18 protein-coding genes, 1 tRNA gene and 1 riboswitch are annotated in these 19,262 nt (G+C 52.3%); of the genes, 6 read left to right on the forward strand and 13 right to left on the reverse strand.

The window, feature by feature from the left end; all coding sequences use genetic code 11:
- Nucleotides 1-118 precede the first annotated feature (118 nt).
- The 10 genes from modC to WG68_RS06595 all read right to left on the reverse strand — a co-directional run bounded on the left by modC (nucleotide 119) and on the right by WG68_RS06595 (nucleotide 7,513).
- Complete coding sequence (modC, locus tag WG68_RS06550; RefSeq protein ID WP_083981814.1) at nucleotides 119-1,312, reverse strand: molybdenum ABC transporter ATP-binding protein; 1,194 nt, start codon at nucleotides 1,310-1,312, stop codon at nucleotides 119-121.
- Nucleotides 1,309-2,010, reverse strand: a complete 702-nt coding sequence (gene modB / locus WG68_RS06555) for a molybdate ABC transporter permease subunit (protein WP_046556883.1) — start codon at nucleotides 2,008-2,010, stop codon at nucleotides 1,309-1,311. Before modB ends, modC begins: the two co-directional genes overlap by 4 nt.
- A gap of 4 nt (nucleotides 2,011-2,014) precedes the next feature.
- Complete coding sequence (gene modA, locus WG68_RS06560) at nucleotides 2,015-2,785, reverse strand: molybdate ABC transporter substrate-binding protein (protein ID WP_046556884.1); 771 nt, start codon at nucleotides 2,783-2,785, stop codon at nucleotides 2,015-2,017.
- A 3-nt stretch (nucleotides 2,786-2,788) separates the two neighbouring features.
- Nucleotides 2,789-3,238: a molybdopterin synthase catalytic subunit MoaE gene (moaE, locus tag WG68_RS06565; protein ID WP_046556885.1), complete on the reverse strand. Its 450-nt coding sequence runs from the start codon at nucleotides 3,236-3,238 to the stop codon at nucleotides 2,789-2,791.
- A gap of 1 nt (nucleotide 3,239) precedes the next feature.
- Complete coding sequence (locus tag WG68_RS06570) at nucleotides 3,240-3,491, reverse strand: MoaD/ThiS family protein (RefSeq protein WP_046556886.1); 252 nt, start codon at nucleotides 3,489-3,491, stop codon at nucleotides 3,240-3,242.
- Nucleotides 3,488-3,988: a cyclic pyranopterin monophosphate synthase MoaC gene (moaC, locus tag WG68_RS06575; RefSeq protein ID WP_046556887.1), complete on the reverse strand. Its 501-nt coding sequence runs from the start codon at nucleotides 3,986-3,988 to the stop codon at nucleotides 3,488-3,490. The genes WG68_RS06570 and moaC overlap by 4 nt, the downstream gene beginning before the upstream one ends.
- 1 nt (nucleotide 3,989) lies before the next feature.
- Complete coding sequence (locus tag WG68_RS06580) at nucleotides 3,990-4,529, reverse strand: molybdenum cofactor synthesis domain-containing protein (RefSeq protein ID WP_046556888.1); 540 nt, start codon at nucleotides 4,527-4,529, stop codon at nucleotides 3,990-3,992.
- Nucleotides 4,516-5,097, reverse strand: a complete 582-nt coding sequence (gene mobA / locus WG68_RS06585) for a molybdenum cofactor guanylyltransferase (RefSeq protein ID WP_046556889.1) — start codon at nucleotides 5,095-5,097, stop codon at nucleotides 4,516-4,518. The genes WG68_RS06580 and mobA overlap by 14 nt, the downstream gene beginning before the upstream one ends.
- 3 nt (nucleotides 5,098-5,100) lie before the next feature.
- Complete coding sequence (gene moaA, locus WG68_RS06590; protein WP_046556890.1) at nucleotides 5,101-6,072, reverse strand: GTP 3',8-cyclase MoaA; 972 nt, start codon at nucleotides 6,070-6,072, stop codon at nucleotides 5,101-5,103.
- Nucleotides 6,061-6,205, reverse strand: a riboswitch (molybdenum cofactor riboswitch). Its footprint overlaps the gene before it by 12 nt.
- Before the next feature lie 81 nt (nucleotides 6,206-6,286).
- Nucleotides 6,287-7,513, reverse strand: a complete 1,227-nt coding sequence (locus WG68_RS06595; protein ID WP_046556891.1) for an Nramp family divalent metal transporter — start codon at nucleotides 7,511-7,513, stop codon at nucleotides 6,287-6,289.
- Nucleotides 7,514-7,700: 187 nt separating this feature from the next.
- Here WG68_RS06595 and WG68_RS06600 point away from each other — a divergent pair, with 187 nt between their 5' ends.
- The 5 genes from WG68_RS06600 to WG68_RS06620 all read left to right on the forward strand — a co-directional run bounded on the left by WG68_RS06600 (nucleotide 7,701) and on the right by WG68_RS06620 (nucleotide 13,433).
- Nucleotides 7,701-8,048 (forward strand): hypothetical protein, encoded by a 348-nt coding sequence (locus WG68_RS06600; RefSeq protein WP_046556892.1) that lies wholly within the window; start codon nucleotides 7,701-7,703, stop codon nucleotides 8,046-8,048.
- A 78-nt stretch (nucleotides 8,049-8,126) separates the two neighbouring features.
- Nucleotides 8,127-8,717 (forward strand): hypothetical protein, encoded by a 591-nt coding sequence (locus WG68_RS06605; RefSeq protein ID WP_235357690.1) that lies wholly within the window; start codon nucleotides 8,127-8,129, stop codon nucleotides 8,715-8,717.
- Between the two features lie 8 nt (nucleotides 8,718-8,725).
- Nucleotides 8,726-9,868 (forward strand): efflux RND transporter periplasmic adaptor subunit, encoded by a 1,143-nt coding sequence (locus WG68_RS06610; protein WP_046557045.1) that lies wholly within the window; start codon nucleotides 8,726-8,728, stop codon nucleotides 9,866-9,868.
- 12 nt (nucleotides 9,869-9,880) lie between these two features.
- A complete protein-coding gene (locus WG68_RS06615; protein ID WP_046556894.1) occupies nucleotides 9,881-12,988 on the forward strand; it encodes an efflux RND transporter permease subunit in 3,108 nt (1,035 codons plus the stop codon).
- Between the two features lie 64 nt (nucleotides 12,989-13,052).
- Nucleotides 13,053-13,433: a hypothetical protein gene (locus WG68_RS06620; RefSeq protein WP_235357691.1), complete on the forward strand. Its 381-nt coding sequence runs from the start codon at nucleotides 13,053-13,055 to the stop codon at nucleotides 13,431-13,433.
- Nucleotides 13,434-13,589: 156 nt separating this feature from the next.
- On the opposite strand, the gene WG68_RS06625 is transcribed toward WG68_RS06620, so the two are convergent.
- Nucleotides 13,590-13,666, reverse strand: a tRNA-Val gene (locus WG68_RS06625).
- Between the two features lie 252 nt (nucleotides 13,667-13,918).
- Between WG68_RS06625 and WG68_RS06630 the strand changes: the two genes are divergently transcribed.
- The gene (locus WG68_RS06630; RefSeq protein ID WP_046556895.1) at nucleotides 13,919-16,795 is read left to right on the forward strand and encodes a S9 family peptidase; all 2,877 of its coding nucleotides are present in this window, start codon (nucleotides 13,919-13,921) and stop codon (nucleotides 16,793-16,795) included.
- A gap of 45 nt (nucleotides 16,796-16,840) precedes the next feature.
- On the opposite strand, the gene WG68_RS06635 is transcribed toward WG68_RS06630, so the two are convergent.
- The gene (locus WG68_RS06635) at nucleotides 16,841-17,866 is read right to left on the reverse strand and encodes a DUF3080 family protein (protein WP_052748991.1); all 1,026 of its coding nucleotides are present in this window, start codon (nucleotides 17,864-17,866) and stop codon (nucleotides 16,841-16,843) included.
- On the reverse strand, nucleotides 17,817-19,211 hold the full coding sequence (locus WG68_RS06640) for an MATE family efflux transporter (protein ID WP_046556896.1): 1,395 nt from the start codon (nucleotides 19,209-19,211) through the stop codon (nucleotides 17,817-17,819). Before WG68_RS06640 ends, WG68_RS06635 begins: the two co-directional genes overlap by 50 nt.
- Nucleotides 19,212-19,262 lie beyond the last annotated feature (51 nt).

Genomic DNA, 19,262 nt, shown 5'->3' on the forward strand with positions numbered 1-19,262 from the left:
GAAGATTGTCATTAAGGAGTGTTGTTGTGTCTGTCCACGGTTTTCCGGTCCACGGTTTTCAAGAGGCAATAAGCTCGCACTTTTTGGAACACTGTTATTCCAAATAACAGTTAACCCTCTAATCCAACGCCACCGCCTTAACCTGCGCATAAACCAACTGCCCAACCTGCAACCCCAATCGCTCTACCGACTGTTTCGTCAGCAACGCCTGCAGCGGCTGGTCTTCAAGTGTTAGCTGCACCAGAGTTTCGGCCGGGTGTGGCGCGCTATTAAAGCCTGTGATGCAAACATGTAGCTGATTACTGACTGAGCTGTCGGCGAGCGGTTGCAGGCTTAGCGCCACATCGCGTGCCTGAATGCGCAGCCGGTATGCGCTTTGCGTAGCGCCAGTCGCGGGCAAGGGCGCCGGTAGTTGTAAATGTTGCTGGCCGATACTCAGCTGTAGCAAATGCTGTTTACTGCCAGTGCTATCGGCGTACAACAACGACATAGCGCCGCTGGCGGCGAGTTCGGGTAAGAGTAATTGTTGTTGCAGCGGGCCCTGGCTGTGAATTTTGCCATCTTGCAGTAGCACCAGCTGATCGGCCAGTTTGACGACCTCATCCAGTTGATGGCTGACCAATAACATCGGGATACCGGTGTGGCGGGCGATGCGCTGTAAAAAGGGTAAAATTTCAGTGCGGCTTTGCTGATCTAGTGACGCCAACGGCTCATCCAGTAACAACAATTGCGGCTGACTAAGCAGGGCGCGGCCCAGTGCCACCCGCTGGCGCTGGCCGCCGGAGAGCTGCCCGGGGGCTTGTTGCAGCAAGGGGGTAAGCTCCAGTAGCGCGATCACCTGTTGCGGCGGCAGCTGTATCACAGTATTTTTTGCCAGGCGCTTAAAGCCATACAACAGGTTTTGCTTAACCGATAAATGCGGCAGCAGGCTGCTTTCCTGAAATACCATGCCGATGCGGCGCTGATGCACAGGTACAAAGAGCTTGTCACGCTGCCAGGGCGTCTTACCAAAATGGATCTCGGCTTGTTGGTGGCGATCCAGCCCGGCGATGGCGCGCAATAAGCTGGTTTTGCCGCAGCCGGAGCGGCCAAATAACGCGGTAATGCCGTTAAGCGGCAGGGCGTCGTTTAGCTGCAGGCTGAAATTACCACGTTTAAGGGTACCGGCGATGCTGAGCTCTGTTGCTGCTGTGGGCTGTGTCGGCCTGCTTGTGCTGCTGGCTGTTCTGAGCAGATCCAAAGCAGAGCTCAGCTTGTGCCACCAGCGAAGTTTGTCGCATGAGTCTGGCGGGGTAACAGTACTGTCTGTCATGTCAGCTGTCCCCGCTCAAAGCGCTTGTTCAGGCCATAAACAATAAACAGCACCACAAAGGCGGCAATCAGCAAACCGAGCGACAGCTGATGCGCCTGGCTGTAGTTCATCGCTTCAGTATGATCATAAATCAGTACCGACAGCACCTGAGTTTCGCCCGGGATACTGCCGCCGAGCATTAAGATCACGCCAAACTCGCCCAGGGTATGGGCAAAGGTCAGGGTGGCCGCGATAATAAAACCACCCCGGCACAGCGGCAATATCACACTGAATAGCTGATCCAGCTTGCCTGCGCCCAGCGTTTTCGCCACTTCCAGCGGCCTTGGCCCCATACGGCGAAAGCTTTCCAGCAGCGGCTGCACGGTAAAGGGTAGCGAGTAAATCACCGAGCCAATTAAGATGCCTGTAAAACTAAACGCCAGGTGATTAAGCCCCAGCTGCTCTAAGGTACTGCCCACTGCACCATGTGGCCCCAGCAACAGCAGCAAGTAAAACCCCAGTACTGTGGGCGGTAATACCAACGGCAGCGCCACTATCGCCTGAATAGCGGTGCGCAGCTTGCTTTGGCTAAGGGATAACCACCAGGCCAGTGGTGTACCCAGCAGCAATAAAATGAGCGTGGTGTACAAACACAGCTTTAGCGTCAGTTGAATAGCCTGCCAGTCTTGGGGGCTAAGTGTCAGGAAAAGCTCTGGCATGGGGTTAGTCCTGCTCGCCTTGCGGTTGACTGGCTGGCAGTTCAAAACCATAGCCTTGCATAATAGCCAGCACCTGTTTGCTGGTCATAAAGGCAGTAAACTGCTGCGCGCTGTGGTTATGATCGCCATGACGGGTAATGACATAGGCTTGGGTAAGTGGCTGATGCAGCTCTGCCGGAATAAGTTGATAACCCTGTTTTGCTAATTCGGGAAACTTGGCCAGCGATAGCGCAATAATAGCCAGTTCTGCACCACCGCTTTGCGCCATTTGCGCGGTTTGCGCGATATTTTCGCCGTAAACTAACTTGGGTTCTACTGAGACCCAGACACCGGCAGCCTGCAAAGCTTCCTTGGCGCGCTGGCCATAAGGGGCATGGGCAGGCTGAGCGATAGCGAGGCGGCGAAAATTAAGCTTCGCCAGTTGCGACAGCTCAGTACCCGCCATATTCTGCATCGGGCTCCACAGTACTATGCGGCCCAGCGCATACAGTTGTGGTTTGGTTACCGCATGCCCTTCAGCATAAAGCTGCTCGGGAAATTGGATATCCGCTGAAAAAAATACATCAAAGGGCGCGCCATGGCGGATTTGAGTGTTAAGTTTGCCGCTGGAGCCATAAATAACCCGTACCTCGGCCGCTGGCTGCTGTTGCTTGAATAACTCGATAATATCGTCCAGCGCATAACGCAAGTCGGATGCCGCTGCGATAGTCAGCTTTTCGCTGGCATAAACAGGAAAGGCGCAACTTAGGCAAAATAGTAATAAGCCGCGGATCATAGGTTACTCCCAGCGCGCCAGTGCGTGCTGATCACTGGCTTTGGCTGCAACCCAGTAATCACCATTGGCGGTATGTTCTTTTTTCCAGAACGGTGCGCGGTTTTTCAGGTAATCCATAATAAATTCGCAGGCGGCAAAAGCTGCCGCGCGATGGGCGCTGGCAATGCCCACAAACACAATTTGCTCATTCGGTTTAAGCCTGCCCACCCGGTGAATAATGTGCACTGCGCCAAGCTGCCAGCGTTGTTGTGCTTGTTCGGCAATAGCTACAAGGGCTTGCTCAGTCATGCCTGGGTAGTGTTCCAGCGTCATACTGTGCAGGATGTTATCGCTAAGTTCGCGTACCAGGCCACTAAAGGTTACAACAGCGCCACATGTTGAATGGCGGCGTAGCTCGTCATATTCACTGGCCAGGCAAAAGTCATCGCTTTGTACTGCCACAAATACGCTCATATTAACCGCCAGTTACCGGGGGGAAAAATGCCAACTCATCGCCATCTTGCACAGTAGCACTGAGCGGCACCAGTTGCTGGTTTAAGGCACAGAGCAAATCGGCGCGCTCAAGCTCTTGTTGCCACAGGCTGCTGCGGCTTTTGAGTTGCCCTAACACAGCGGCCACATTCAGGGCGTTGCCCTCGCAGCTTAGCAGGTATTGCTCGCAATCCAGCCGCTCACGCAGCGCGGCAAAAAACAGGATGTTAATCATTGGTCCTCCAAAACATAATGTCCCGACTTACCGCCGGTTTTCTCCAGCAGCCGGATATCGCTGATGGTCATAGCCTTATCTACAGCCTTGCACATATCGTAAATGGTCAATGCCGCAACACTGGCGGCGGTTAAGGCTTCCATCTCCACCCCGGTGCTGCCGCTGACTAAACAGCTGGCTTCAATCTGGATCTGACCTTGCGCTGCTAACAGCTGAAAATCGACACTGACTTTGCTCAGCAATAGCGGGTGACACAGCGGAATAAGCTCACTGGTTTTTTTTGCTGCCATAATGCCGGCAATGCGGGCGGTGGCCAGCACATCGCCTTTTTTCAGCAGCGCTTGTTCTATTAAGCGGAGTACCTCAGGGGTGGTGTGCACCAGCGCACCAGCCCGGGCCAGCCGGCTGCTGGCTGGCTTTGCGCTAACATCGACCATAGCCGCTGCGCCGCTATCGTTTAAGTGAGTCAGGTTTAAATGCGTAAGCGTGTTTGTCATTTCAGGCTCCACAGCTGCTGGTTGGGCTGTTTTTCAAATGCGCGACAAAATTGCAGGGACCGGTATGGCCATCGAGCTGCGGTAAAATCAGCTGCTGCATGGCTAAGGTACAGGCGCCGGCGGAGCCGGGCATGGCAAATAGTAAGGTACCATTGGCCAGCCCGGCCAATGCGCCCGATTGCAGCGCCGCTGAGCCTAATTCGTTAAAGGATAACTGGCGGAACAGCTCGCCAAAGCCTGGTACTTCGTTATCGAACAAGGGCGTTAGCGCTTCAACCGTGCAGTTACCGGCGGCGAAGCCGGTGCCGCCATTAAGCAGTACCACCTGAATGTTATCGCTGGCAATCCACTGGCTTAAGGTAGCGCGTAGCTGGTATTTATTATTGGCGAGCAAAGCACGTGCAACGAGCTGATGGCCGGCACTTTGCACCAGCTGACACAGTAAGTCGCCACTGCTGTCATTGGCGCTGCTGCGGCTGTCCGATACCGTTAATACAGCGAGTTGCAGCGGATAAAACCGGCTTAAATCAGGCCTTGGCATAATGCTCTCCGTTATTAAATAAATTCAGGCACAGCTGCCAGTCTTGTGGGGTATTGGTATTTAGTAGCTCGGTCGCCGGCGCGGCCATCGCTATCGCATTAAGCCCGGCCAGCAATGCCTTAACCGAGCGCTGGCCCTGCTGCAGTTGCCGGGTAATTAACGCCTTTAGCTCAGCATTCACCGGCAACACACAAGGTAGCGGGCTCTGCTCAAAATGGGCGGCGTTATTGCAGGCCATCGCTTGCTGCAGCAGCCTTTGCAGGCTGATGCTACTGAGCAAGGGCGTGTCGATGGGCAGCACCAGTAACAATGGCGAGCTGCAATGATCAAGTGCGGCTAAGATGCCGGCTAAAGGCCCGGCCTGCGGAACGGTATCTTCAATATAGCCAGGCTGATTGCGGCTTAGCAGCAATTCACTGGCACCGGCAGCGCTGGCCAGTTGCTGCATATGCTGCAGTAAGCTCTGGCCATTGAGCAACAGCTGTGCTTTATCCTGGCCCATGCGGCTGGATTGGCCACCGGCTAAAATCAGCGCACTAAAGCGCGGCGTGCTGGTTATGTTATCCATCTGTTACCCCCCAATTTGTGCTAAATGGCGGGTGCTGCCGCTGTAGTCGGCTGCCAACTGGTGGCTAAAGGCTTTGCCTTGTACCGCCTGTTGTAAAAAGTGCATCAGCGGCGCGCTGTTATCGCTTTGCAGCAGGCGGCGCAAATCCTGATGGCTGTCGGTAAACAAACACAAATACAGCTGGCCCTTGCTTGATACTCTGAGCCGGTTACAGTCGGCACAAAAGTCTTTGCTGTAGGGCATGATCAGGCCAATCTGGCCCTGATAAGCCGGGTGCGAATACTCCAGCGCCGGGCCGTCGGTGTTGGCTTTAGTGTTAAGCTGCCAGCCCTGAGCCAGTAATTGCTGCTGAATACTGGCGCCGCTTAAATGCTGGCGCTGATAAAAGCCGGCATTATCACCGGTGCGCATCAGTTCAATAAAGCGCAGCGCTATAGCCTGCTGTTGCACAAATTTCAGAAAATCCGGCAGCGCCAGGGCGTTATGCTGCTTTAGCAGTACAGTATTGATTTTGACTTGTTTAATGCCAATGGCTTTGGCGTGGGTTATGCCGTCTAAAATATCGGCCAGTTTGTCCTGACCGGTCACCAGATGAAAAGTATCGGCATCCAGGCTGTCGACACTGACATTCACGGCATCCAGCCCGGCTTGCTGCCAGGCCAGGGCATCACGCTTTAAACGATAGCCGTTGGTGGTCAGCGCCACTTTTTCAATACCAGGTATGGCTTTGCAAGTGGCAATGATCTCGGTTAAATCTTTACGTAGCGAGGGCTCGCCGCCGGTAATGCGTACTTTACGGGTACCTAGTTTGGCAAAGGCAGTTACTAAGCGTTTAATTTCGCTTAGGGTTAATTCTCCGGCACGCGAGTCGCAGTCATTACCATCGGGCAGGCAGTAGCTGCAGCGAAAATTGCAGATTTCAGTGACAGACAGCCGCAAATAGCTAAAGCGGCGCGCATAGGCGTCAGTTAACATTATTCACCTTTCCAAGTGGGGAGGTAAGGCCGTTTCCCGCCGTACCCGGTGGCTTAATTGCCACGGCAAAGGCCTCATTGCAGTACTGTGTTGCAATATTGCTTTAGAGTGCCTTGCTCGGTGTTGTGTTAATGATACTTGTCTGGCAGCGGTTTAGTTATTGCCATGAAGAGAGGGGGGACTTACCTACTAATGGGTAACATTGCCTGTGAAATCAGCTAAAAGCCAGATACAAGCTGCGGCCACTGAGAATCAGGGTGGCGGCCAGTACCGCAGCGCCTAATATGTTCTGCAGTAAATTATTGCGATAGTTGGCCATTTGCGGTGAATTCACGGCAAAAAGCAGAAATAGCGTGATAATAGGTAGCAGGATGCCATTAGCCACCTGGGCAAACCAGATAATAGTTATTGGCCGCATATTAAAAGAAGACACCCCAATCCCAATCAGGATAATCAGCAGCCAGGTTGCCCGAAATTGCCCTGCGCTCAGCTTAAGTAAACCACGCAGGGCATAGGCTGCGGCAAGTGGCGCGGTAATGGCGGATGACAAGCCGGCGGCCAGTAAGCCAAAGGCCATTAAATAGGTGGCGCTGATGCCAAACAGCGGCTCGAGCGACAAAGCCAGATCGCCGGCATTGTTCATCGCCAAACCGCGGCCAAAGTAGGCTGTAGCGGCGGTGGATAGCACCGCCAGCGTGATGATGCCACCCAAGGGAATAGCGGTGCGAATATCGGCAGCGGATTGCTTGAGCGCCAGTGGGATACTGTGCTGGCCAGACCATTTTGTTGCCGCGCCAGCGGCATGTAAAAACAGTGAGTAGGGCACTACTGTGGTGCCAATCAGCGCAATAATGGTCAGGGTGGCGTTATCCGGAATACTGGGCCATAAACCAGCGCCAATGGCGCTGAAATCTGGCCGGGTTAACAACATGGTACTGACAAAAGCCAGGCTCATCAGCAGTACCAGTGCAATCAGCGCGCGTTCAATCAGCCGGTACTGGCCTCGCCATAAAACCAGCACTGCTATGGCGCCCAGCAATACCGCCCAGATATTCAGGCCTGTATGCTGCTTTAACGCTAGCAGCCATTGCTGTTCACCCCACAGCGCATCGGCACCCAGGCTGGCACCGGTCAGGTTGCCGCCCTGATAGGCGCTGTTACCTATCACCACGGCAGCGATCACCAGCGCAAACATCAGGCCTTTTAATAGTGGCTGTGTTACCAATAAACGTAAATTTTCACCCAGCCCCTGACCGGTAACAATACCGAGGCGCGCCGCCATTTCCTGCAACACCATAGTGGCAGTTACCGAAAATACTAAAGCCCAGACCAGTGCATAGCCAAAATTAGCGCCTGCCATCGAGGCGGTGACGATAGTACCCGGGCCAATAAAGGCTGCGGTGACTAAGGTAGCGGGGCCAAATCGTAAGCCAAAGCGCATAGCGGATGCTCATTTTCTTATATAGTGTGTTGATAATTTCAGAAAAACACCGTAATTACTATTGGCATGCAGATAAATTTGCTTGATTTAGCCTATTTTAATGGTAATGAAATGTTGAACAGAAAATATTGAATACCGGCTATTATTTCGTGGTAAGGTATTCGCCTTATCCGGGTAGAAGGTAATAATGGTTCGTAAAGTTTTATTACTTTTCGTTGTTTTTACTCTTAGCTTTCAATCGCTGAGCGTATCTTTATCGCCTGTAGAAACACCCCGCGCCCTCTCATTTGAACATGCGGCATTACATTTTTGGGGGCAGCCGCATACCCACGATGCTGATAACCCGGAACAGATACAACTGGAATTTTCTGCCGAAGCCCGTAACCATGTAGCCCATGATATTCATAGCACAGCGGCTTTAATGCAACACAACTTAATGAAAGACAGCCCGGTACACACCATGGCTGATAGCCGTTTTATGCAAACTTTGCCTGACCCCTTTTTACACCGTGTAACACCTCCCCCCAGAGCCTAATACAATCCGCTTTAACTAGTTAAATTCGCTGCATGCGTAGCGGTTTTTGTTGATTGTGCTTCATATTCTGGACTTTATATGACATTGCTTCCCTGCAAGCCATTTGCCATGGCTGGTTTTTTGCGTACGCTACTGCCGTACCTGATGATGTGTTTTGCGTTAAATACGCCTTTGCTGCATGCGGCACCCGGTGCACATGGCCCTGATGGTGAGCATCTCACCACTGATAGTCAGCAACAGCGGTCATTGCTGCCACGCTTTGAAGCCTTTAGTGAGCTATTTGAAGTGGTCGGTGAGTTACAGCCGCATGCGTTGGTGCTGCATCTGCATGATTATCAGAGCAACCGCCCGCTGGCTAATGCACAGATAGAACTTGAAACAGCTAACCTGAGCAGCAGTGCCCACTATATCGCGGATAAAAATCATTACCTTATTGACGATGTAGCCCTGCTGGACAGGTTGCAGCAACCCGGCACCCATGAAATGATCCTTACCATTATCAGCGACGATAATGCCGATTTACTCACCGCCAGCCTGGACTTTGCTGCAACAGATTATGCCGATACAGCGCACCATCATCATGGCCACTTTCCCTGGTGGAGCTTGCCTTTTGGTCTGCTGATGTTTGTTGCCGGCGTGCTGTTTGGCCGTCGGGGAGCTGCCAAATGATCAACTTTATGATTAGCACTATACGTTGTTTCACCAGCTTGTTAACGCTGGCTGGCTTAGTGTTTGCCAGCAGCTTAGTGGTTATCGCTGCGCCTGGTGCACATGGCCCAGATGGTGAGCATTTAACTGAGGCCAGGCCTACACAAGGCAATGCTATAGGCCGCCAGGCCGATGGCTCAGTACAGATGCCAATGGCAACCCAGCAGCAGCTGGGTATTGTAACGCAGTGGGTGCACAGCAGCATCACCGCAAAGTATGTGCAACTGGACGGCATAGTGCGGCATCATCCTTCTGGCCGGGCCGTGGTGCAACCCAGCAGTAACGGCAGGCTGGATAGCGGGCCCCATGGTTTGCCGGTTTCCGGGCAAGTGGTGCAGGCCGGTGATGTGCTGGGCTATATCCGTTATCAGGATAGCGCTTATGAACTGGCCAATCAAAACAGTGAGCTTATTGCCCTGCGTAGTGATGCTGAGCAGGTGCAAAGGGACATCCGGCGCTTAACCGCATTAGGCGATTTAGCGCCAACCCAACAGCTGGAGCAGTTGCAAACACAGTTGCAACGCTTAACACAGCAAGAACAGCTGTTGCAGCAGGGCTTAGAAAAACCTGAGGTGTTGCTGGCCCCGATGGCTGGCATTGTGCACAGTGACAATATCAGTCGCGGCCAGTGGGTCCAGGCGGGCACGACCTTGTTTGAAATTATTAACCCGGCGCAACTGATGATTGAAGCGGCCACAGTGGACGCCCATTTGCTGTCAGACATTGATATGGCGGTGCTTGAGCATGCACCTGACATTAGCCTGCGCTTTACCGGTTATGGTGCAAGATTAAAACAAGGCCAAATTCCGCTGTATTTTGAGCCGGTTATGCATGCTGGTGCAATCAAGGTACCGCTTATTCTTGAACAGCCGGTAAGGCTTCGCGCCAAACTCAGGCAACAACAGCAGGGCATTGTATTACCCGCGCAAGCGGTAGTGCGCAATAACGCCAATATGCCAGTGGTATGGATAAAGCTGTCAGCAGAGCGATTTTTACCACAGCAAGTACAATACATGGCATTAGATCCTGAGCGAGTTCTCATTTTGCAGGGCTTAGGCGACGATAATCGTGTGGTAATACACGGCGCCTCCTTACTTAATCAAGTGCGCTAAGGAGCCACTATTATGTTTACTGCTTTGGTTCGTGCCAGCCTGCGGCATAGGATATTTGTGATTGTCAGCGCGTTGCTGATGTTGTGCTACGGCCTCTGGCAAGCCCCACGGCTGCCGGTGGATGTGTTCCCTGATTTAAACAAACCCGTTATTACCGTGCTGACCGAAGCGGGCGGTCTGGCGCCGGAGGAGGTGGAGCAACTGGTGACCTTTCCTTTGGAAAACATGTTAAACGGGGTGACTGGGGTAACGCGAATTCGCTCGACCTCGGGCATTGGTTTGTCCATTTTATATGTGGAGTTTGACTGGGACACCGACATTTACCGCAACCGTCAGCTGGTGGCTGAACGGTTAAGTTTGGCCAATGCCCAGCTACCGCCTGGGGTGGTGCCCACCATGGGGCCGGTGTCTTCTATTATGGGCGAAATTATGTTGCTGGCACTGCCCTTGTCTGCCAATGGCGGGGCAACCCCAATGCAGGCCCGCGACTATGCCGATTTTGTATTAAGGCCACGTTTGCTGGCACTGCCCGGCGTGTCTCAGGTTATTGCCATTGGCGGGGAAGTGCGCCAATTGCGGGTAGAGCCAGATACGCTTAAATTACGCCAACTGGGGGTAAGCCTTCAGCAAGTACAGCAGACATTAACCGATTTTGCGGCCAATAAAGGCGGGGGTTTTATTGATCTTGGCAATCGGGAATACTTAATCCGCCACCTTGGCCGCACCCAAAGCCTGGATGATGTGCGTCAGCTGGCCGTGAGTTGGCAGGAGGGCGCACCGGTAAGGTTGGCACAAGTGGCTGAGGTGAGTTACGCCGCTGCAGTAAAGCGTGGCGATGCTGGCTTTAACGCTATGCCCGCGGTAATTCTTAATGTCCAAAAGCAACCCGGTGCCGATACGGTGCAGCTCACTGCAGCTGTAGAGCTAGCCCTTAGTGACATGAGCGCGGCGCTGCCACCGGGCTTAGCGCCACCACAAGTATTATTCCGCCAGGCAGACTTTATTACCGCTTCTGTGGATAACGTAACCGAAGCACTGCGTGATGGCAGCATTATGGTGGTGCTTATTCTGTTTATCTTTTTGTTATCTGTCAGAACAACACTGATTTCATTACTGGCGATACCGCTTTCGTTAGCGGTAACCATGTTAGTGTTTCAGTGGTTGGGGTTATCCATCAACGTGATGACGCTGGGCGGTTTGGCCATTGCTATTGGTGAGCTGGTTGATGATTCGGTGGTCGATGTCGAAAATATTTTGCGCCGCTTAAAGCAAAACCTGCACAGTGGCTTACCGCAACCGGTATTGCAGGTGATATGGCGCGCCAGTGTCGAGGTGCGCTCGGGCATAGTCTATGCCACTGCTATTGTGGTGCTGGTGTTTTTACCGCTGTTTGCCTTGCCGGGCATTGAGGGCAGGTTGTTTTCACCACTGGGCATTGCTTACATAGTGGCGATTCTCGCCTCCTTATTAGTCTCCATGACGCTGACGCCGGTGCTCTGTTACTACTTACTGCCGAAGATGAAACAACTGCAGCGAGGCGACAGTGCGTTACTGACGCAGCTTAAACGAGCGCAGCGGCACTGGCTTGGTTGGGCTTTGCCTAAAACAAAGCTGCTGATTGCTACCGCTTCGGCGTTAATGCTGCTGATAGCCGTAACAGTGGTGGCGTTACCAAGGGCCTTTTTACCGGCATTTAATGAGGGATCTTTGGTATTGGGGGTATTGTTTCAGCCTGGCACTTCCTTAGCGCAAGCTAACCAGATGGGGCAGTTGGCTGAGTCATTATTAATGACAGTACCAGAAGTGCATCAGGTTGGCCGGCGCACCGGCCGGGCAGAGCTGGACGAGCATGCTGAAGGGGTGCACTCCTCTGAACTCGATGTGGATTTACGGGCATCAGCACGTTCGCGCGATGAGGTGCTGGCCGACATCCGGCAGACATTATCGGTGCTACCGGCTCAGGTGGCGATTGGTCAGCCTATTTCTCACCGCTTGGATCATTTGTTGTCTGGCGTGCGGGCACAGTTAGCGGTAAAAGTGTTTGGTGATGATTTGGATAACCTGCGCATGAGTGCAGAGCTGTTGCGACAGCAACTGCTGCAGGTGCCAGGCCTGGTAGACGTTACCGTAGAGCAGCAGGTGCTTATTCCGCAGTTAACGGTGCGCTTAGAGCAGGCAAAATTGGCTCAATACGGTTTGACACCGGGGGAGGCGTTACGGCAACTGGCGATGCTGACCGACGGCGCCCATATCAGCGACATTATTGACGGTGTGAAACGCTATCCGCTGATTTTGCGCTTGCCAGAGCAGCGGCGAACCCCAGACGAACTGGCCAGGGTGTTATTAAACTCGCCAGCTGGCGCCATACCGGTGTCTGCCATTGCCCACATTGACATGCAAGATGGCCCCAATCAGATTATCCGCGAAAACGGGCTGCGGCGTATTGTCATTTACGCTAATAGCGATCATGCAGATGTGAGTGACCTACTGGCGGCAGTGCGGGCTATCGTTAATGACACGCCATTACCTCCAGACAGCTTTGTCAGCATTGAAGGCCAGTTTTTGGCGCAAGAGCAGGCCATGCAATTATTAGTGGTGTTGTCTGTACTGTCCTTCAGTCTGATTTTTCTGGTGTTGTATGTCCGTTACCAGTCGCTGATTTTCGCCGGTATTATTATGTGCAGTTTACCCATGGCATTAACCGGTGCCGTGCTGGCCATGTGGTTAACTAACACGCCACTGTCGGTGGCCTCGGTGGTTGGCTTTATTACCCTTACCGGTATTGCGGCGCGCAATGGTATTTTAAAAATCAGCCATTATCTTAATTTGTGCCGGCATGAAGCAGAAGTTTTTAGCAGCAACTTGGTGATACGAGGTGCACAGGAGCGTTTAGCGCCGGTATTAATGACCTCGATGGTGACTGCTTTTGCGCTGTTGCCACTGTTATGGGCTGCGGATCAGCCGGGTAAAGAAATTTTACACCCGGTAGCGGTGGTGATTTTTGCCGGGCTACTCAGCTCAACGCTACTGGATACCTTATTAACACCTTTGTTGTATTGGTTGTTTGGTAAGAAGCCAACACAACAATGGCTACAACAAGCCTCTGATGAGGTTATCTAACATTTTTCGAGGGGCATGTTGACAACGCCCTTAGCAAGTTTGTCATTTATAAACAGGGTGAGTGATGATGAAAAAACAGTTATTTATGGTATTGGCAATAATGAGCGTTTTGATATTGGTGTCACCGGCAGCATTGAGTCACAGTGATGCTAAGCCGCAACATGGTGGCGTATTGCACAGCAAATATGACCTGAATTTTGAACTGGTGCGTGAAGCTGACAGCATAAGCTTATATGTAGATGATCATGGTGAGCCAGTTGATACAACGGCATTAACCGGCCAGATCATGATACTGGCTGGGGGGACAAGATCAGAAGCCGCCTTAATTGCGGCCGGTGCAGGTAAACTTACCGCAACAGCTGTGCACATTCCGGATGGCGCCAGAGTAGTGGTTAGCTTAACTGACACAGATAAAAAAATGATGACAGTGCGTTATAGCTTTTAAGCGAGTTCAGGCAACAGTGATAAAGACAGTTGCTGTTTACATGTGGCCTGACTCCTAAATCAAAATCAGGGTTATTGTTATTTTTTTAATTCAGCAGCTTATAAACAAAAACGCCGCTCAGCTTTTAAAGCTGAGCGGCGTTTTGTTGGAATATCTTGGTGCGTCCTAGTGGACTCGAACCACCGACCCCTACCATGTCAAGGTAGTGCTCTAACCAGCTGAGCTAAGGACGCACACTTTGGTTGTTAGCGGTAGCTGACAACGGCGGCTATGTTATTGTGCCGCTGGGGCAATGGCAAGTGTTTTTCGTGTTTCGCTTCACGTTTGGCTGATTTTTAGGCGCTAATGGGTATTTAGCCGCAGCTATGCAGGCTTTGGTCGTTTCTATGGCGGCTGTGGTACCTGAACACCCCCCCTTTTATGCTGGCTTATGATAAGTTTGCTTCATATATAAAATTGTTCTTAAAGTAGTTCCTGAGGGTTTTATGTCAAATACCATACGCGGCGTTAGCCGCCTGGCCGGTTGCATGCTATTGGCGTTTGCCAGTGTTGCTTGTAGCCACTATGCCAGCACCACGCCAACTGCTGGTGTGCCAACTTCTGCCGTTATCCAGGCCAGTACTGTTGCTACCGAAGGCTTAAAGCCGCTGGCGCTAACTGACATTATGCAGTTTCGGGAAATTAAACAGCGTTCGCTTAGCGAAAGCCAGCAGGTCATGGTGTATACCGCTGAGCCGGATTGGGGCGATAGCGCCGGTTACGTGGTTAACTTGCTCACCGGCCAGCAATTTAGCGTGCCCCGGGCCGACAACGGCCAGTTAAATGCCGATGGCAGCTATGCCTTGTTTCGCCAGCGGGCAGCCTTGCTGGCGCGCGAACAGGCGCCAGATAAAAAAGCCCGTGATGCACTGGAACAAAATGCAGTGCTGCTAAACAGCCATAGTGGCGAGCAGCGGCTTATTGCTAATATTGACCGTTTTGCTTTTACTGGCGATGGCCACTTTGCGTTATTGCTGGTGCGTAAGGCCGACAGCAAAGACAGCACCCAAACCCTGCAAGCGCTGCATTTAGCCAGCGGCAATTTGCAAACGCTGGCGGAGGTGACCGATTTTGCTGTGGCAGCAAAAGGTGGTTTGGTGGCCTTTATCAGCCAGCAAACAGCAGAGCAAAAGCAAGAACAAGAGCAAAAAGATGCGCCAGTGCAGCAGCAGTTGCAGGTATGGGATAGCACCGCTGCAGCCAGTTATACGGTACTGGAATTTGCTGAGCATAAATTGCAGCAGCTGCAGTTTAATCCCGCTGGTAACCAGTTAGTGGTATTTGCCGGGCCCACTAAAGCGCAGTTAAGCGCAGCAAAGCAAGCCGAAGCCGCGCAGCAACTGTGGTTGTGGTCGGTCGGAGATACTGCCGCGCAGCAGCTGGATACCGCACGTAAAGGCTGGTTGCTGAGCGAGCACACTGCGCCGCGCTGGAGTAAAGATGGTAAGCGGCTGTTTATTGGCCAGCGGCCAGCTGGTGGCGATAAGCCCGTTAAGATTGAACCGCCACAAACTGCAGCGGATTTGTACGATGTAGCGCGGTTGGTGGCCGATAGGCGGTTGCAGGTATGGCATGGCGACGATGCGCGGATTAACAGCCAGCAAAAAGCTGAGTTTAAGCAGGCACAACAGCGCACTGCGCCTGCGGTCATTTGGCTGGACACCCTGAATATGGTGGTGTTAAGTGCCGATATTGAAGATCAGTTGCAATTTACTGAGCATAGCGAGGCGCAGCTGATCAGTAATGGCCGGCCTTATTTAAAGCAACAAAGCTGGGATGGCCGTTTGCATGATATCTGGCATGTTAATTTACGCAGCGGTCAGCGCCAGCAGGTGTTTAGTGCCAATCGCAGCCACGAGAGCGCCCATTTATCGCCTGATGGCCGCTATGTGGTGTATTTACAGGATGAGCAGTATCAGTTATTTGACAGCGTAACCGGCAATACGCTGCTGTTAGCTGCAAAAGCACCGGTATCTTGGGTAGATGAGCTTAACGACAGGCCGATGGCCGCAGCAAGCTATGGCGTAGCCGGCTGGTTGTCTGATAGCTCGGCCGTGTTGGTGTACGACCGGTTTGATATCTGGGCGCTGGGCCTGGATGGTGGCGCGCAAAAACTCAGCAACGGTCGGGCTGCCAGGCAGCAATACCGCTTACAGAAAACCGATGAGGCATTGGCGCTGGACCCGGTTGCGCCGCAACTGCTGCAGATGTATAACGAAGCAAATAAGCAGTATGGCTTTGCCCGGTTGCTGTTAAACAGGGATGTCGCCAGTGATTTTAGTAACAGCGAGCTGACTGTGCTGCTGCAGGGCGAAAAGCGCTATGATTTTGTCGAAGCACTCTCTTCACAACAAACTTCACAACAAAGCTATTTGTTTACAGAACAGAGTTTTCGCCAGTTCCCTGATCTGTGGCTGGCCAGCGAAGATTTCAGCCAGCGGCGTCAGCTTACTGAGCTTAACCCGCAGCAGGCTGAGTTTATCTGGGGTGACAGCCACTTAATTGAGTGGACAAGTAGCACCGGTGAGCCATTACAAGGCGTGTTGTTAACCCCGGATGGCTATGATGCCAGCAAACCATACCCGGTAGTGGTGTATTACTACGAAAAGTTCTCGCAGCGGTTGCACCACTATAACCAGATGAAAGTAAATCACCGGCCCAATTTTCCCTATTATCTGGGCCAGGGTTATCTGGTGTTTCTGCCGGATATTTATTTCAGGCCAGCCGCACCCGGGCCCAGTGCCACTGAGTCGTTAGTGCCTGGCCTGCAAAAGCTGATTGATATGGGGGTAGCGGATCCGCAAGCGATAGGCCTACATGGCCATAGCTGGTCGGGCTATCAGACGGCTTTTGTGGTAACACAAACCGATATGTTTGCTGCTGCAGTGTCGGGTGCGCCGGTCGCCAATATGACCAGTGCCTACAGCGGTATTCGCTGGCAAACCGGCCTGGCACGGCAATTTCAATATGAAACCGGCCAGAGCCGGATTGGCCAGTCGATGTATGAAAATTTGCAGCCCTATATCGATAATTCACCAGTGTTTTTTGCCGACAAAATTAATACGCCGATGTTAATTCAGTTTGGTGATGACGATGGCGCTGTGCCCTGGGAGCAGGGCATTGAGTATTATCTGGCGCTGCGCCGTTTGGGCAAAGAGGTGGTGATGTTGCATTATGAAGGTGAGCCACACCATTTACAGCGCTTTGCTAATAAACTGGATTACAGCATTAAAATGCTGGAATTTTTTGACCACTATTTAAAAGGTGCCCCGGCTCCCGCATGGTGGATTGACGGCGAGCCATATCGCCAATATGAGAAGTAACCAGCCATATCAGCAGGAACAAAATTCATTAGCCTTAGCCCGGCGTCAACTCTGTTGTTGGGTCAGATTAGCCGGGCACTGCTGATTTAATTGCTGCCACCACTGTACCTGCAACATTAACTGTTGTTGCAGTTGCGCTGCCGGTTGCTGATAGCGCTGCTGCAGCGCCGGGTAAAGTGCGGTATCTTGATACAACTGCTGTAGCAGTGGCCAGATTTCGTGCTGATAGCGGCTTAGCTCTGCCAGATGCGCCTGCACCTCGCCAATAAAAAACTTACTGAATACGGTCGTTAGTATTGTAAGTTGTTCCGTGCTGCGCCCGCCCGGGCACAAGCTTTCGGGGTTTAGTGCCAGCAGTTGCGGGTTAAGCTGGCTAAACCAGGCGGCACTGTAACGTAAGCTGCTTTGCAGTTTTGCCAGAAAATCGTGCTGGTACAACATGGCGAGGCTCTGCTCGATATCAACTGCTGCGGCTTGTTGCCACTGCTCTTGGCTGATTTGCTCAGTTAAATTAACCAGGTGATGCAGGGCGCCACGAGTGGCAGTAAAGCCGCTGCTATCCGCAGCAACTAATGGCGGCTTATTGCCCTGCCACTGCGAACGCAAAGTATCATCAGTAAGCAGCATATTACTAAGCGCTGGCGCAATCGCTTGTTGTTTCTGGCTAAGCCAGTTACCAAGTTGCTGCGCTAATGCCGGGCTGATGTCTTGTTGCAGACAGCGTTCGAGCTGAGCCAGTAACCGCAATTCGTAATGCAGTTGCTGGCTTGGCTGAAATACCCGGCCGAGGCTGCTGTTACGCTCGCCAATTAACTGATCCAGGCCGCATGCCCGGCTGGCCCAGGCGTCGGTTAACTCAAGCCGGATATCAGGCAGTGGTTGCCGAAGCTCGCTGGGCCTTGGCAGAGAGGCTAAAGGTTCAACTTGCACCTTAACCCGCTCAAGCTGCAGTACCCGGATCAGCCGCTGTTGATAATCATTTAAGGTGGCTTTGCTATCAGGTTTGCTGCAGCCACTCAGGCTAGCCAGCAGCACTCCCATTAATAGCAGCATCAGCATGCTCAATTTCATTATCTATTCTCTTAATGTGTTTGCGTAATATCAGCGCCAGCATAATGGCTGCGGTACTCAGGCCGATAATAATACCAATCCAGAAGCCGTGCGCACCCATCGGCTCAACCAGCCAGTCGGTTAACCCTAATACGGCGCCGAGGCCAAAACCGATTGGCCAGTAAGCAAACAGGGTAATATAAAACACCGGTTTGGTAATTTTCATGCCGCGCAGCGCACAGGCTGACACCACCTGAATGGCGTCGGATAACTGATAAAAACAGGCCAGAATTAACAGCGAGCTGGCCAGAGCAATCACTGCTGGATCGGTGGAATACAAGGATGCAACATAGCCGCGCATAAAAAAGGTAAAGCAGGCAATAAAGAACGACATAATGATCGCCATACACAGCGCGGTAATAATGGCTTTTTTCAGCTCTTTATTGTTTTGCTGGCCAACCAGATGGCCGACCCGGATGGTGGTGGCCAGACCAAAAGACAATGGCAGCATAAACACCAGCGCACTGTAGTTGTTGGCGACCTGATGGCCGGCCACCACGATTGGCCCTAAGTGGACAATGGCCAGCGGGATACAGGCAAACAGCGTTACCTCGAAGAAAATAGAAAAGGCAATGGGAGTGCCCAGGCAGACGATATACCAGATATCTTTCAGGTTGGCGCTTAACTGCTTCGGCCACTGCCGGTACGGCCGGGTGGTGCGGCTGAACCAGCCGTAAATCAGCATGGCCACAAACATGGCCAGAAACACCAGGCTGGTGGCGATACCACAGCCTGCGCCGCCGAGGGCCGGCATGCCCAATTTACCGTAAATGAAAATATAGTTGGCCGGAATATTTACCAGAATGCCGACAAAACTGATCCACATGCTGGCTTTGGTATTACCTATGCCTTCAAATAAATTACGAATAACAATATAGCCAGCGGCCGGAAATAAACCCCAGCTGACGTAATACAGGTATTGCAGGGTTTTATCGCGCAGCTCGTCTTGCATGTTCAGCATGCCAATTGGAATCTCGGCAAACAGCATTAAGCCAAAAAGGATAGCGGCCAGCAGCATTCCCAGATACAGGCTTTGCAGGGTAAAATGACTAACCGGTTCGGTTTGGCGGCTACCATAATATTGGGCAACAATAGGGGTTAAGGCTAACAGTAAACCTTGCAGGGTCAGCACCACCGGTAACCACAAACCGGAGGCTACCGCCAGGGCGGCCATATCGGTCGCACTAAAGCGGCCAGCCATCACGGTGTCGACAAAGTACATCATGGTCTGGGTTAGTTGCGCCAGCATAATAGGGCCGGTCAGTTTAAGCAGGGTTTTGGCTTCAAAGCGGGAAAAGGGTATCATGCGCCGTCTTTCGGGTTGGCCGTTAATGGCGCGCAATTTAGCACAATTGAG

The sequence above is a fragment of the Arsukibacterium ikkense genome (assembly GCF_000987775.1).
In the GTDB taxonomy this organism is placed as follows: Bacteria; Pseudomonadota; Gammaproteobacteria; order Enterobacterales; family Alteromonadaceae; genus Alishewanella; species Alishewanella ikkense.